Annotated in this window: 13 protein-coding genes; 8 read left to right on the forward strand and 5 right to left on the reverse strand. The window is 51.1% G+C overall.

The window, feature by feature from the left end; genetic code table 11:
* Window positions 1-103 precede the first annotated feature (103 nt).
* Entirely contained in the window at window positions 104-1,426 is a 1,323-nt protein-coding gene (locus tag ACFE8Q_RS13200; protein WP_375445860.1) for a PQQ-dependent sugar dehydrogenase, read from the reverse strand.
* 138 nt (window positions 1,427-1,564) lie between these two features.
* Window positions 1,565-3,883, reverse strand: a complete 2,319-nt coding sequence (locus tag ACFE8Q_RS13205) for a VWD domain-containing protein (protein WP_375445861.1) — start codon at window positions 3,881-3,883, stop codon at window positions 1,565-1,567.
* Between the two features lie 341 nt (window positions 3,884-4,224).
* On the opposite strand from ACFE8Q_RS13205, the gene ACFE8Q_RS13210 reads away from it, so the two are divergent.
* Both ACFE8Q_RS13210 and ACFE8Q_RS13215 read left to right on the forward strand, forming a co-directional pair.
* Entirely contained in the window at window positions 4,225-5,145 is a 921-nt protein-coding gene (locus ACFE8Q_RS13210) for a YihY/virulence factor BrkB family protein (protein ID WP_375445862.1), read from the forward strand.
* Window positions 5,146-5,245: 100 nt separating this feature from the next.
* Window positions 5,246-5,977, forward strand: coding sequence for a DoxX family protein (locus ACFE8Q_RS13215; RefSeq protein ID WP_375445863.1), 732 nt, complete (start codon window positions 5,246-5,248; stop codon window positions 5,975-5,977).
* A gap of 109 nt (window positions 5,978-6,086) precedes the next feature.
* Here ACFE8Q_RS13215 and ACFE8Q_RS13220 read toward each other — a convergent pair whose 3' ends face one another.
* Window positions 6,087-6,326, reverse strand: coding sequence for a DUF3820 family protein (locus ACFE8Q_RS13220; protein ID WP_375445864.1), 240 nt, complete (start codon window positions 6,324-6,326; stop codon window positions 6,087-6,089).
* A 108-nt stretch (window positions 6,327-6,434) separates the two neighbouring features.
* Between ACFE8Q_RS13220 and ACFE8Q_RS13225 the strand changes: the two genes are divergently transcribed.
* From ACFE8Q_RS13225 to ACFE8Q_RS13240, 4 genes are all read left to right on the forward strand, one after another.
* Entirely contained in the window at window positions 6,435-7,862 is a 1,428-nt protein-coding gene (locus tag ACFE8Q_RS13225) for a Gfo/Idh/MocA family protein (protein ID WP_375445865.1), read from the forward strand.
* A 95-nt stretch (window positions 7,863-7,957) separates the two neighbouring features.
* Entirely contained in the window at window positions 7,958-8,974 is a 1,017-nt protein-coding gene (locus ACFE8Q_RS13230) for a glycoside hydrolase family 5 protein (protein WP_375445866.1), read from the forward strand.
* Window positions 8,975-9,047: 73 nt separating this feature from the next.
* Window positions 9,048-10,679 carry a serine hydrolase domain-containing protein gene (locus ACFE8Q_RS13235; protein ID WP_375445867.1) on the forward strand — a complete coding sequence of 544 codons (1,632 nt, stop codon included), beginning with the start codon at window positions 9,048-9,050 and terminating at the stop codon, window positions 10,677-10,679.
* 203 nt (window positions 10,680-10,882) lie between these two features.
* Complete coding sequence (locus ACFE8Q_RS13240) at window positions 10,883-12,361, forward strand: DUF6600 domain-containing protein (protein WP_375445868.1); 1,479 nt, start codon at window positions 10,883-10,885, stop codon at window positions 12,359-12,361.
* A gap of 136 nt (window positions 12,362-12,497) precedes the next feature.
* On the opposite strand, the gene ACFE8Q_RS13245 is transcribed toward ACFE8Q_RS13240, so the two are convergent.
* Complete coding sequence (locus tag ACFE8Q_RS13245; RefSeq protein WP_375445869.1) at window positions 12,498-13,088, reverse strand: DUF4405 domain-containing protein; 591 nt, start codon at window positions 13,086-13,088, stop codon at window positions 12,498-12,500.
* Window positions 13,089-13,258: 170 nt separating this feature from the next.
* Here ACFE8Q_RS13245 and ACFE8Q_RS13250 point away from each other — a divergent pair, with 170 nt between their 5' ends.
* Window positions 13,259-14,335 (forward strand): DUF3500 domain-containing protein, encoded by a 1,077-nt coding sequence (locus ACFE8Q_RS13250; RefSeq protein WP_375445870.1) that lies wholly within the window; start codon window positions 13,259-13,261, stop codon window positions 14,333-14,335.
* Window positions 14,336-14,347: 12 nt separating this feature from the next.
* On the opposite strand, the gene ACFE8Q_RS13255 is transcribed toward ACFE8Q_RS13250, so the two are convergent.
* Complete coding sequence (locus tag ACFE8Q_RS13255; protein WP_375445871.1) at window positions 14,348-14,752, reverse strand: hypothetical protein; 405 nt, start codon at window positions 14,750-14,752, stop codon at window positions 14,348-14,350.
* A gap of 333 nt (window positions 14,753-15,085) precedes the next feature.
* Between ACFE8Q_RS13255 and ACFE8Q_RS13260 the strand changes: the two genes are divergently transcribed.
* Window positions 15,086-15,382 (forward strand): antibiotic biosynthesis monooxygenase family protein, encoded by a 297-nt coding sequence (locus ACFE8Q_RS13260; protein ID WP_375445872.1) that lies wholly within the window; start codon window positions 15,086-15,088, stop codon window positions 15,380-15,382.
* Window positions 15,383-15,387: the final 5 nt, after the last annotated feature.

Here is a 15,387-nt window from a genome sequence, read left to right on the forward strand (position 1 = left end):
GCAGTGTCTGTTTATGATTCGTACTGACCTGAGAAACTACTACCAGAAACAAGGCAGAAAGTCGGTTTTCTGACCAGAGAAATGAGGGTACGGAGGGTTTATGCTACTTTCTGGACGACGTTTTCCCTTTCCTGGCCGACGTCTGCTGCCGGTAGCTGATCCTGAACAATGTACCATTCAAATCATCCGTCACATACAGTGACCCGTCGGGGCCTTGCGCCAGGCCACACGGTCTATGCTGCACAGGACCAGTGGGTTTCACCAGATCTGTCCCTGCAAAATTGTCGGCGAAGATTTCCCAGGGGCCAGCGGGCTTCCCGTTTTTAAACGGCACAAACCCAATCAGATACCCTTTGTGCAGCGCCTGCGACTGACCGTGAAACGCAATAAAGGCCCCATTTCGATAGCGTTCGGGGAAGGCAGTGCCGGTATAAAACAACAGTCCGTTGGGACCCATATGGGCCGGAAAAGCCGCCAGCGGATCGATCGTGTTGGCGGTGCCCGTTTTCTTGCCATCACCGCCATATTCGGGGGCCAGGGTTTTTTTCTTCTGGATGTGGTCGTAATACACATAGGGCCAGCCAGCATCATCGCCCTGATGAAGCTCGTACATAGTTTCGGCCGGCAATTCGGCACTTTGCTGAGGCGTATAGTATTGCGGGTAAAAATCGTCGAAACTGCCCCGGCCGTGCTGCATCACAAAGAGCGAGTTGGTCTTCGTATTCCAGTCGAGCCCAACCACGTTTTTCAGACCGGTGGCGTACCGCACACCGCTCGAAAACGACTGGTCAGGTACGTTGGTTTTGAACCGCCAGATACCCGCCGCCGAATCCAGCAACGGGCAGGGCATCATGCCTTTGCCTGTACCGGCCACCCGGCACCGGTCATTGTCCGACGCGATGTTTACGTAGATATTTCCCTGGTTATCAACGGCAATTGATTTTGACTTATCGCGGTCTTTTTCCCGCAGCCCGGAGACAAGCCTTTCTGGTTTATCTGGATTCAGTACTTCCTGGTTGTCAGTCAGTTTGTAACGATAAATGCTATTATTGGACGAAGCATACAGGTAGCCGCCATTCATAAACAGACCAGTTCCGGGGTAATCCCCAAAGCCGACCCGCTCATCGACGACTCCGTCTTTGTTGGTGTCGCGCAGTCGATAAATACCTTTACCGTCTTTTAGCTGGGCGAGTTTCACGTAAATATCGCCGGTTTTACTCACGACGATATGCCGCGCCGCACCCAGTTCTTCCGCCACGATAGTCGCAGAAAAACCCGTCGGCAACTTCACATCCGTCGGTTTGATTGACCGCTTAACGGCCGAAATTTGTTTGGCAGGAGGTACATGTCCAGCATACGTACCTGGGCTACCCAGAACAAGCAGCGACGTAATGAGGCATGAAAACGAAACTAACGAAGCAGTCATGGATTGGGATGATCAGTCTACACGGTAAATCCGCATGACTGATAAAGGCATCCCCCCGGTTGCACTTACCCGCCCCGATACGAAGCAGACCAAGTCTGATCAGTTGTATCAGGTACGTTCAAATGCGGTTAAAGCTGCTTACAGCGGTTTGAAGGCCCAGCGATGGATAATGTGGTTTTCGTATCCCCCGGCTGTTGCAGCCGCCAAGCCCAAATAAACCCCTGATCCATAAGCACCGATTGTATTTTGGATATTTATGTTGTCGGCTGTGAGGTAGGGAATCGGATCACCATCTACGAATACTTCAAGTTTGTAGGTAGTAGCGGCCTTCTTCGTGTACCGGATCACCGATTTATGCATTTTACCATCCACCAGGTTGGCTATTGGCCTGGTTTGGGGCTTTATAAGGGTTCTGGCGTCGTCGACTGAGTTAGGGTTTATCCCTTGTGTATTGAGCCAAATATCGGCGTCTGGCGAATCCTGTCCGGCATTGGTGTAGGTATCGAACTCAATAGCCAGGCTACGTGGCAGGCCATTATACCCCAATCCCTGGCCTGATGAAGGCGGCACGAGCTTACTATTATAGTCCTGGATGATAAAGGCAATTCCATCTGCCCCAATTTCACCTTTTGCGTCAAGTTGCCCACCCGCGTCTGTAAATGAAAAATCGATGTTTACTTCAAATCCATTACTGATGTCTACTTTATACTTCTGATACACCGCCGCTGCACCGGTCGGCTTTGTCAGGTATAAAAGCCCTTTATCAATTACTGCCGTTCCATGAGGCGTCAACCCTAATTCGGTGAATGAAGTAAATTGATTGATATCAAAGCTGTTCAGGCGTAATTTATTTTCCTCAGCTCCCAGGGCACTGATCGAATACCTGTCAGAACCAGCCAGGGCTACGTCCATGACACAGGCAGAAAAATAAGGCTCATCCGTAATACCACTTGTACGACATACACCTTCGGCCCAGGTACGTAACGTTGCCTCAATATCTGTAGCTAGTTTGGGGTAATCAACTTTTGTATAATCGGCAGTTTTTTTTCCGGCAGGGTACTCAAACAGTGAATTAGCATCACTTATTCTCCAGCTATTTGCGTAATCAGGATACATCTCTGAGCGAACAAACGGATTTACAGCTTTTCCGTCCTGAGTTTGCACATCGTTTGTTGAATTACCGTCAAAATTACCCAGCAAGCCTTTCACTTTTCCTTTTCTGGCCTCACTTAATGTAACCTTATAGTCAAGAAAACCAGCTCCTAAATTTTGTATATTCACGCGGATAACATCGTTCGTCGGCGACTGAATAGTGAAGAAATTATTAGACAATGTTGCACTTCCCTGTTTGAGCGTAAAATCACGTTGCCCGGATAATGTAAATGTGTAGCGCTGTTTATTTATGTACACTTCCGTTGGAAACAGGCAGATAACATCACTACCTGTGTTAACCGCTAAAGCCGTGTTCATCGTTACTTTTCCATTCCGATACGGCTCAATTTCCTGCTGACGCGCCTGAATCTCAAATGCGTCAGTGGTGGATTTTACGGCTATAAATTCGCCAAACCCCTGAAAATCATAATGGAGCCCGTCCATCGTAGTGATGTGTGGCTCACCATATGAGCCCCCGCTTGGCGAGGGCGATGTCTGTTGTGAATTGCCACCCGAGTTTGATGATGGTGAATTCTGCAAATTGTTGTACACATCACCCGCATTATTTGGCTTGTCTGGGTTCATCGCTTTACCAACTTCATCAGCGATGTAATCCCATAAATTCCCAGTGGCTTTTGCTAAGTCTTTAATCGACTTGACACATTTTGTGCTGGTGCCGCCAAAACAACCTTTAACCTGATTAACGGCCCCTTTGACAATATCATTTAATATTTTATCTAGTTTATCATCTTTGGCGTAAGCTGGACTCGACACCAGACTGACGATAAAGTCTTCAATAGGATTACTTTTAGTTTCGTACGCCAACAAGTCAATTTGTCCTGCTTTCAGCATAGCAATTAATTGCTGCTGTGGAATATCTACGCCTGCCTGAAACCCAGTAACTATTTTTAAACGGTCTTCAAAAAAAGAGACCATATCCTTATCACTTAATTCATTTCCTTTTTGATCAATTTCATAAAAGGCGGCATTAATTGCATTGTCGAGATCAGCGCCATAACTGGTAGTAAACTTCAGGCATCGACCAACGAGAACACTTTTCTTCGTTGAATTAACAACTTCAGTGGTTAAACTAACTAAAATTAAACGGGCCTGATTGGTCTGGTTGTGGCCATTGATAAGTAGTGTAGTAGTTGAATTAGCCGACTGTGGATCTGCTCCCTGATCCTGGGAATTCTGTTTGCAGCTTGTGAATATTAACAGGAGCGTAAATACAGATGTATTCAAGTACCTCCTACGCGTTGCTGTTTCTTTTGCGAACAAAAGTGGACTAAAAATCTGGCTCATGGGTGATGTGGATGGTTAGTAAGCTATGGCCAATTGAAGTCGTTCTGGTCAACTTCAATAAAGCTAATGTTGGTATCAGATGCGCAGCGCCCTGTACCTCAGTTAGCCATAAAGTGGCCTTTCGCATTGACTGTCAATTGAGCCTACAAAGTATGGTAGTTGCTTTTAAGCGACCTCCAACTTTACTATCCGGTCAATTTTACCACCAATAAGAACCCAATTAACAAGTTTCGTTTATACATCCAGTCAGCATACAAGTAACTGGTTACAAACAAATAACACCAACTGTAAACCTATGCGTTGTACAGGCCGTTAAGTGCATTCAACAGTGTCATGGCCCCTTGAAACAACTCGTTTCCTTTTTGCGACTATTCAGGCAGGCTTTCGCTACCCTGAAAAGCAATGACCCGATCCGGATGGCCGGAGCAACCGCCTTTTTCGCCTTTTTCGCGCTCCCTCCTATCGTTATCATCGTAAGTCAGGTCCTGAGCCTGTTGTTCAACGACTATCAACAGGCAGTCAATGGGCGGCTGTTTCAGCAACTGGCAGAGTTACTCGGCACCCGGAGTGCCCGACAACTTCAGGACATTTCCCAGCACCTTGAACCCCAGAAGAACGACGGCTGGTTGATGCTCGTCAGTATCGCCATTCTCCTGATAGCCTCTACGACGCTGTTCGACGTGATGAAAAACTCACTGAACCAACTTTGGAGCATTAAAATCAAAGCGCACTCAACTCCGCTGCGCTTTTTACGGAGCAGGGGCATAGCGCTGGCAATCATCGTTGCAACGGGTTTTTTGGTTACCATCTCGATCGCCGTGAATCGACTGGCCGAGTTGCCTGCTGCGGCGTCAGCCAATATGCCCGTTACAGCGTCGGCGTTGACTGGTGCGGTAGTCCGGTACCTTGTATCTGTATTTACCCTAACCTGCTGGTTTGCGCTCTTATTCAAGTATTTGCCAGACCTCCACATCCGTTGGAAAGCTATTTGGGTTGGCTCATTTGTCACCGGCGTGCTGTTTACCATCGGCGAAGCTGTACTAACAACTTTGCTCACCGATCAGCAAATGCAGGCTGTTCATGGGCGTTCAGGCACGATTACGCTGGTGTTGCTACTCGTATTTTACTGCTCGCTCATCTTTTATTATGGGGCCTCGTTTACCCGACAATATGCACTCTGGGCTGAGCTAGCCGCCGTTCCCACCCACAATGCCGTGGGCTACCTGATTACGGAAGTAGAATCAGGTTCTGATCCAACCTGATTTGATCGAATGAATACCAGATATGGGTAGTTTATAACAGAATAGTTATTTACTTTGCTAAACAAAGTACTTTCAATACAATAAAACGTACGCTCAATCAATGCGCCTTTCTACCCAGCTCGACCGTCTACATCTTGAGGCAAGGCAGAACAGATGGCTTCAGTATTTTACCGTTTTTGTTCGTATCGCTCTGGCTGCGGGTTTTTTACCGTCGGGTCTCGTGAAAATTATGGGAGAGCGCTTTACGTCCTTATCCGTCAACCACCCAATGGGTAATTACCTGGAAGCGCTTCACCACACAGGCTATTACTACACTTTTATCGGTTTTGCGCAGGTAATGGCCGCTATTCTTTTACTAATTCCCAGGACAGTTCTCCTTGGCGCAGTACTTTATTTCCCGATCATTTTAAATATCTGTATCCTCTCGCTCGCTGTACGTTTCGATGGGTCTCTTCTGACGTCTCCCCTGATGGTGCTGGCAAATTTGTACCTGCTCTGCTGGCATTACGACCGATTAAAATACATCTTCCCGGTTGAGCTCCCGGCAGTATCTGGTCAGGTACCGCAAAAAAGCGCAATGAGCAACAAGTTTCCCATTGCTTTTTTCGGGGGTGTTTTTGCCACTGTCGTTATGGTAGCCTTACTGATCTTTACCGTTTTTGAGATAAAACCATTCAATACAATTGGCGACTGTCAGCAGAAGTGCAAGGATAGCGCCAACCCCGAAGCTTGCGCTACATTTTGCGATTGTATTCATAATCAGGGCAAGCCACTCAATACCTGTCTGACCGAATACAACAAAACAGTAGCAGCCCGCGCCCAGCCCCGGTAGTATGATCGGTTGCGTTCAGGAGCGTCCTTCTGTTGCAGAATAAGTCGGCACGGCCGCAACAAAGGGGGAAACTGGTGCGGCTATAGGCCAATCGTCAATTACCGTCAGCCTATCGGTGCGTTTTCTGTAATTCATCAAGCAGATAATCCAGTCCGTTCAGCCTGATCTCATAGAGCGTTTGCAGCAACGTACCCAGCTTACCCGGCGGAAAGCCTTTGTGGGCAAACCACTCCAGGTACGCCATTGGCAGTTCCCGAAGCAGCCGCCCTTTGTACTTACCGAATGGCATCGGGTAGCGTAACAACTCAAGTAATAAGTCGGAGTTGCCGAGGGGCACTGGCTCAGCCATAACACGAATTGATGATTTATAGACCAATGGCCTTGTACAGAGTATGTATGGGCACTAAATTACTTCGATAAAAAATAGATTTGCTCTTCATGTAGTTGAACGTACCCGATGAAAAACCAAGATCAACAACCCGAAACCCCCAACGACCCGTCGGCCAACTCACGCCGGAGGTTCCTTAAAACCCTCGGGCTGGCTGCAACAGCCCCTGTTGCGCTGACCGACGTAGCCAGGGCAGCACCGACTACGCAGTACCTCAACCTGGTTAAAAATCATGCGAGCACGGCGGCAAACAGTAAGGTCCGGCTGGCGTTGATCGGTACGGGTGGCATGGGCATCGGCGATACGCAAACGGCCCTACAGGTAGATGGTGTGGAGATGGTAGCCGCCTGTGACCTCTACGACGGACGCCTGCGCCGCGCTAAGGAGCTCTGGGGCGATGGGCTGACCGTAACTAAAGATTACCGTACCCTGCTCGACCGGGCAGACATCGACGTCGTCATCAACGCTACCACCGACCATTGGCACGAAAAAATTTCGTCAGACGCCATGCGCAAAGGCAAGCATGTATACTGCGAGAAGCCGATGGTGCAAAAAGTGGAGGATGGCCACACCCTGATCAAGGTGTCGAGCGAAACGGGAAAGGTTTTTCAGGTGGGTAGCCAGTTCGCGTCGTCGATCATCATTGCCAAGGCGAAGGAGTTGCTGAAAGCCGGCGACATTGGTGAGCTCGTTTTTGCGGAAGCGATTTACGACCGGCACAGCGCAATGGGCGCCTGGCAATACTCGATTCCACCCGATGCGTCACCGCAAACCGTTGACTGGGACACGTACCTGGGCAGTGCCCCCAAACGATCGTGGGATCCGCTCCGTTTCTTCCGCTGGCGCAATTACCAGGACTACGGCACCGGCATTGCGGGTGATCTGTACGTTCACCTGCTCACCAGCCTCCATACCGTAACCGGCTCGCTTGGCCCAAACCGCGTGTATTCGAGCGGCGGAACCCGCTACTGGAAAGACGGCCGTGACGTACCTGATATCCAGTTAAGTATCTACGACTACCCAAAAACGGCCGAGCACCCTGAGTTCAACCTGACCACCCGCTCGAACTTCGTCGATGGCGGCGGTGGTAACTACCTGGTCCGGCTTGTAGGTACTGAAGGCGACCTGTCTATTGGCTGGGATAGCCTGACGGTACACCGAAACAAATTCCCGAAAGCCCCCGGCATGTCGATCGACAATTTCCCGAAAGACCAGAAGGAATTATTCCTGGCCGACTACAACAAGCTATACCCGACAATTCCGGAAATGGAAGGGCCGAAGGAATTCAAATATACCGTCCCGAAAGATTACAAAGGCGATCGCTACGAACACTTCGTCAACTTCTTCAATTCGGTACGCGACAAGAAACCGAACATCGAAGACGCCACGTTTGGGCTGCGCGCCTGCGGTCCAACGCAATGCGGCAACATGAGCCTGTTCCAGAAAAAAGTCATGACCTGGGACCCTGTAAAAATGAAAATCGGCAACGCGGTATAATCAGTAGCACGCTACATAAAACTATCTGAAGTGCCCCAACACAGGCAGTAGCTCGTATTGGGGCACTTTGCTGAGTAACCCTTTTTAATCAACCAATGAAACCTGTTCTTAGTCATTTTATCCTGTTTTTTCTGCTGCAAGCTGGTCACTTATTGGCCCAGTCTACAGCCCCGCTCAGCCAACTGCATGTTCAGGGTAATCAGTTCGTTACAGCAGATAATAAACCACTCGTTTTCAAAGGTTTAAATGCCAGCGACCCCGACAAGCTTGACAAGAGCGGGCATTGGGATAAAGCCTATTTTGAGGAGATGAAACGCTGGGGGGCAACGCTGGTCCGGTTTCCGGTGCATCCAACCGCCTGGCGGAACCGGGGGGCCAAACAGTATCTTGAGCTGCTCGACAAGGGTGTGGCCTGGGCTGGTGAGTTGGGGCTATACGTTATCATCGACTGGCACAGCATCGGCAATTTGAAGAATGAAATGTACCAAAACCCGATGTACGAAACCACCCACAAGGAGTCGTTCGAGTTCTGGCGGACCATGTCGGATCATTACAAAGACAATACGACCGTTGCCTTTTTCGAGCTATTCAATGAACCAACCGTTATGCAGGGTAAGCTGGGTACCTGTAGCTGGACCGACTGGAAGGCATTGATGGAAGAAACCATTACCATTATCCGGGCTAATGGCAGCAAAGCCATCCCGCTGGTTGCCGGTTTCAACTGGGCATATGACCTGAAGGAAGTGGCCAATAACCCGATCAACGCGGCAGGCATTGGGTACGTTAGTCACCCCTACCCCATGAAACGCAGTAAACCGTGGGAACCGCAATGGACAGCCGACTGGGGGTTCGTCGCCAAAAAATACCCGCTCATTCTTACCGAAGTTGGCTTTTGTGGACCCGACGACAAAGGGGCTCATGTACCGGTCATCAGCGATGAATCGTACGGTGATGCGATCACTGGCTACTGCCGCGCCAACGGTATATCCTATGTGGTCTGGGTGTTCGATCCGCAATGGGCGCCCATGCTCTTTAGCGACTGGAACTACACGCCAACCCGGCAGGGCCGTTACTTTAAGAAAGCCATGCAGGCAGCGGCGGAAAAGCCTTGATACCGCCGACATATGAAGTAAAAAATGCCCTGTCTACCCCTTTGAGAGGCAAACCTTAACGCGTTCCTCCCCGATGCATCTCAATCGCAGACACTTTTTACAGCAACTGGGCTTCGGTGCCCTTGGCCTCGGTGTTGCCACCACCGGATGGGCTAACTCAGGCGGTACGCTGGCCGACCTGTTATCGCCAACTCGCACGGCTAAGCTGCCACGCAGTATCCCGACAGCCCAGGGGGTAGCCCCATCCGGTCTACTCGATTTTGCCAATGCCATTGAGAAAGCAAACCTGAACGTTCACAGCATCATGGTGGTGCGGCACGGGCAGGTGGTGGGCGAAGGCTGGTGGGCGCCGTATGCACCTCAACTCAAGCACACGCTGTATTCGCTTAGCAAAGCCTTTACCTCAACAGCCGTTGGCCTGGCCGTAGCCGAAAGCCGCCTGACCGTGGACGATAAAGTGGTGTCGTTCTTCCCCGATCAGTTGCCTGCAACGGTCAGCGAAAACCTGGCGGCTATGCGGGTGAAAGACCTGCTGACCATGTCGACCGGACACGATAAAGAGCCCACACCCGACATGCGCGCCAACGGCAATACCAACTGGATCAAGGTCTTTCTGGCCCACCCGGTTGACCATAAACCGGGGACGCATTTCGTATACAATAGCGGAGCTACCTACATGCTCTCGGCCATTGTACAAAAGCTTACCGGACAGCCGGTTATAACGTACCTGACCCCGCGCCTGTTCGGGCCACTGGGCATTGAAGGGGCCGACTGGGAAGTTGATCCGAACGGCATCAATACGGGCGGCTGGGGCCTCCGACTGCATACAGAAGACATCGCCAAATTCGGGCAGTTGTACCTCCAGAAAGGCATGTGGAACGGCAAACGCATTCTGTCTGAAGCCTGGGTCGCCGAGGCAACGCAGTCGCACATACAATCGGCAGGCGGTAAACGGAAAGCTGAAGAAAATGACTGGCTACAGGGCTACGGTTACCAGTTCTGGCGTTGTCGGCACGATGCTTACCGGGGCGATGGAGCCATGGGGCAGTACTGTATTGTGATGCCCAACGAAGATGCCGTCATCGCGATTACGTCGGAAACGGGCGATATGCAGGCGGTGATGGATGCCGTCTGGAACAACATTTTACCAGCCTTCAAAGCCAGTGCCTTACCCGCCGACCCGACCGCAACGGCCTCGATGATCCGGAAACTGAGCAGCCTTGCACTCACATACCCGGTTATGGAGGCGAGCTCTCCCTTGGCGGCAACCATCAGCGGGAAGACGTACGCATTCGCCCCTAATTCCATAAAGGCCAGCGCTATTTCCCTGACATTTGGTACGGGTAACTGCGTAGTAAAATTCAGCGACGACCAGGGTACGCATCAGCTAACCTGCGGCATTAACCGCTGGGCAGAAAGTGAATCAACGCTCTCGACAAAGCCAATCAAGCTGGTACCAACGCCTATCCCCGGCGAAACCAAAACGCGCATTGCCGGCACGGGCACCTGGCAGGATGCCAACACCTTTCTGATGACCTGGCGCTTTATTGAAACGGCTCATTACGAAACGGTTACCTGCCGGTTCGACGCGGATAAAGTTGCCGTCGAGTTTGAAAGCAGCATTGCCCGAATCAACAAAACAAAAGATGCCCGACCAATCCTCCAGGGCAAGCTCCAAGCCGGGCCACTCAGCCAGAAAGGCTAATCGGGATTGGGCGGATTTTGATGGGAACACGGATTGAGCGGATGAAACAGATTTTCGCGGATTTTTAGGTCGAAGCAGAGCAAATCCCTTTTCAATCTAAAAATCCGTTTCATCCGCCCAATCTGCGTACTATCATTTTTAGACACTCGCTAAACTATTGCCTGCCAGATGGGTCTAACTTGTATACAAGCCCAGATAAGGCCATGAAAACAGCAGGTAAATATTTGATAGTGTTGGTCGGCCTGACCGTCAGCCTGGCCGGCGTTCTCACATCGTGTGCACAGGGCACCTACAGCCAGCCCGGCTACGGCCAACCAGGGTATGGTCAAAATCAACCCGATTATAATCAGCCCGGTTATAACAACCAGCCCGGCTACGGCCAAAACCAACCAGGCTACAATCAGCCGGGTTATGACAACGGCTACAACAACCAGCCGGGTTATAATCAATATAGCGGTCAACCGCAGGATTTCTACAATGACCTGGGGCCTTACGGTCAATGGGTACAGACACCCCAGTATGGTACCGTCTGGATTCCGAACGTACCCCAGGGTTTCCAGCCATACGCCACCAATGGCCACTGGGTCGTAACGGAATACGGCAACACCTGGGTGTCTGACTACGCCTGGGGCTGGGGGCCATTCCACTACGGCCGCTGGTATCAGGACCCCCGTATGGGTTGGGCCTGGGTGCCGGGCTACGACTGGGGACCAGCCTGGGTGTCGTGGCGTTCGGGTGGCGGCTACTACGGCTGGGCACCGCTGGGTCCTGGCATGAACATCAACGTAAACATCAATATTCCAGCCAATTACTGGGTATTCGTACCACAGGTATACATCACCAGCCCTAGCATCTACAGCTACTATGTGCCCCGTCCACGGGTGGTGACTATCTACCAGCAAACGACGATCATCAACAATGTGTATCGGGCCAACAACCGGGTATACGCCTATGGTCCACAGCGCGATGAGATCGAACGGGTAACGCGTCGGTCAGTACCGGTGTACCGCATCGAGAATTCGGGCCGCCCCGGTCGCGATGAGGTCAGAAGCAATTCAATCGGCATCTATCGCCCCGAACCGACCCGCGGCACTCGTGATAGCCGGGGAAACAGCAGTCGGGTATACAACGCTCCATTCGACAACACCCGGGGGAACAATGGCTCACGCACAAACGGCAGCGATTCACCGAATCCGGCAGGTACGTATGGCGGTGGTGCTGGACGCAGCAATGGCGGTTCGTACAACGGCAACGGCCAAAGTAACGGCGGGGCAGTAACTACGCCTGCCCCCGGCGGGTACTCAGGCAGAGGTTCGCGTGGTTCAGGTACGTATACTGGCGATGCCAGCCCACAACCAACGCCAACCGACGCAAACACGTCAGTTCCTCAACGTAATGGGCCAACGCGCGGCGGTGGAACATATGGGCGTCCCAACTACGAAGCGCAACAGAACCAGCCCATGACCCAGACACAGCAAAGCCAGCCAGTTCCACAACCCAGCCGACAGGAAATGCCTGCTCAGGGTCAGTGGAATCGGGGCAATCGTATGGAGCCGGCCCCACAACGGGAAAGTGGCGCTGGTCGTGTAGGGAATGCGCAGCCCCAGGAGCAGCGCGGTCAGGGTGGTCAGCCTCAGGGCGGTTACTCGAGCGGTCGGGGCAGCTCGCGCGGGAATAATTAGTTGCGTATTTCGGGAGTAAAAAACCGGGCAATCGCCTGGGCGAACAGGACTAAACTGTGAACGCCCAGGCGATTGCCCGGTTTTTTACATCGGCTTACCCACAACCACCTGAAGATAGTTGTGGGTTTCATTGAATTTACTTCAGAGGGGCCATCTGTTGAGCCGCTACTTTCCACTGCTTGCCGTCCATAGTCAATACTTCGGTGAAGCGGAACGTACCCGTGTCGGGTTTAGCATGTGATGCGGTGCCCTGCGCTATGATCACATTCTCGGCCAGCGAAGCCGTCGAATCAAATTTAATCGTCTGCTCATCAACGGCCATTACGGCAGATGCCATCTGCCGGGCTATCGAGTCGATGGTGGCTTTGGCCATACCCCGTTTTTCGGGTCTGTCTGGTCTGAACAGCTTTTTTCCCGCGTTGGCCAGGTCTTTAAAAACAGGCAGGTCAGCGGAGATACCACCAGCAAACAGGACCACTACAGCTAGGGCAACAACAAGCTCCCGTTTAATGCCGCCCGTTTTACGATCAGTCGAATACCCTTTAATCGACGACCAGTTATTGACGATGTGAAAGACGGCAGCGGTGAAAAACAGCATGCCAAACCACGCGTGCGTATGGTCGATGGTGTGGTTACTTTGACCGAAATAAATAAGCAGACCCGTTACCGAGAGCACCGTAAATACAGCCGCAACCATCAGGCTCACCAGATTCTTTTTCTTCATCATTGACAGAAGCCACAGAAGTAGCTCGTTTTACTACAAATCGGTTTATGGTACGTAGCTGAAAAGATAGGTACTTTTTTCAATTTTTCTGGCAGGTAGTCAATCAACAGTAGCTGCAAAGTCGAATCGCCTTCGTAGGGTAGCTACTCTGCTCCTTTTAAGCGCCCGCATTCATGAAACGACTGTACGTTACCTTCTTTTTGTTAAGCTGCCTCCCGGCCCTATCCGGCTTTTCGCAAGACACTACGGCCAGAGCCATCAGGAAACAGGTGATCCAGTTTGTCGGGGAACTGACGCCCAGCCAACGTAGAATAGCCGTAGTCAGCTTCACCGATTCGGCACGTACCCAGTGGAATAATCTGCCCGTGGGCCTGGCCAAACGGGCGGGTATATCCGTTGGCGAGATGACGGTGCCGCAACGCAAACGTCTCCACCGCATTCTCTCAGCCGCATTAAGCTCGCAGGGCTACCTGAAAACAACGAGCATCATGCACCTCGATAACCTGCTGAATCAGTATTACGACACGCTGTTTGCCCACAAAGAGATCAACGAAAAAATGTATACCCAGATGCGATCGCTGAAATGGGAGCATCAGAATTTTTACACCGCCATCTTCGGCGACCCCGCAGGCACGGCTCCCTGGGCCATCAAAGTAGAAGGGCATCACCTATCCCTCAACCTGACGTTTACGGCCGATAAACTGGCGGTAAACCCCATGTTTCTGGGCACCGACCCCGCTGAATACCAGATTTCGGCCTATGCAGGATGGCGTGTACTGGGGCAGGAAGAAGATTACGGCCTGATGCTCGTTAATTCGCTCACGGCTCAACAGCGCAAGGTGGCCACCATGAGCAGTCAGGTGCCCGGAGATATCATCACGTCGGCCAGTAGTAACAAACGTCTGATCGATTACTGGGGCATTAAGGCGGCGGCCATGACAAAAGACCAGAAAGCGATTCTACAGTATATCGTGCATGAGTACGCTCACAACCTCGAACGGGGAAAAGCCGACGTTGAATACGCCAAAATTGAAAAAGTCGGCTGGGATAACGTCCATTTCGGATGGATCGGCAGCTACCAGGAATCGGAACGGCATTACTTTGTTATCAATGGCCCCACGTTTCTGATCGAATTCGACAACAGCGGGTTTGGTGGTCAGGCAAATCATATTCACACCATCTGGCGCGAAAAAGGAAATGATTTTGGCGATGATCTGCTGAAGGCACATTATCAGGCTAATAAACACTAATCGCCTGTAGGATCAAGACCGCCTCCGAAACCGAATCTGGATGAACAGGCTGCCCACAATCAAGACAAATACGGTAAGCACCATACCGGCAATATAGGCCGAACCAATGCCGGGACCCTGATCGCTGTAGGCCGACATGCCTTTTTCCAGGCCGAAATGCGCCCCGAATAACGTAGCAACCCACACCCGCAGCAGTAACCAGCGCTTCTCGACGTCAGGAACATACCAGAGCAGGAATAACAGTACCGTCACGCCCGGAATGAGTACCGACAGGCCTTCGAGCAAATCATTTAGCAGTTGGCTGGGTGGGTAATTTGCTCTACCCAGCAAGACGACAATGCCATATATCAGTAGCCAAAGTAATTCGGGGCCAACTAGAATCGACAGCCATCGCAACCGGGATTGAGTCGTATACATTAGATAGACAATGGCTTTTAAAGGAAATTACGGCTTGTAGACTAAGTCAGATTTCTAACAAAAGCCGGGCCATTTCAGGAGAAGTTACACTATCCAGCCTCCATTGTCAAGCACATAGTCAGGCAAAAAAAGGGTTTGGGTGATTGCCCTTAGTTAATGGTTAACTAAAAAAACATTACGGCAACAAATTGAGCATTGATTGTTACTAAACCTTTCAATAAATACACCACTCTCCCAGCAATTCTGGTAAGCTATTTCTACCCAAATTGCCTGTTCGTTGATTGGCTTACCAGCTAAATTACTGACAGTATTCATCCTAACTCACAAATTGCTATGTATGCACGCGTCATTCAGGTGCCTTTAAAGCCCGACACCATTGATCAGGCAGTTGCCCATTTCCAGAACTCGGTCGGCCCGGCCCTCAAACAACTCGACGGATTTAAGAACAGCCGTTTCCTGACTAACGCTGAGACCAACAAAGGGTTGATGGTTACCCTTTGGGAATCGGAGGCCCACCGGCAGGGTGCCGAAACCAATGGATTTTTGCGGCAGGTGCTCCAGGAAATGAGCACTTTTTTTGCCGGACCACCCACCGTCGACTACTACGAAGTCAACGTTCAGGTTGCCTAAACGCT

Source organism: uncultured Fibrella sp. (genome assembly GCF_964250085.1).
Taxonomy (GTDB): Bacteria; Bacteroidota; Bacteroidia; order Cytophagales; family Spirosomataceae; genus Fibrella.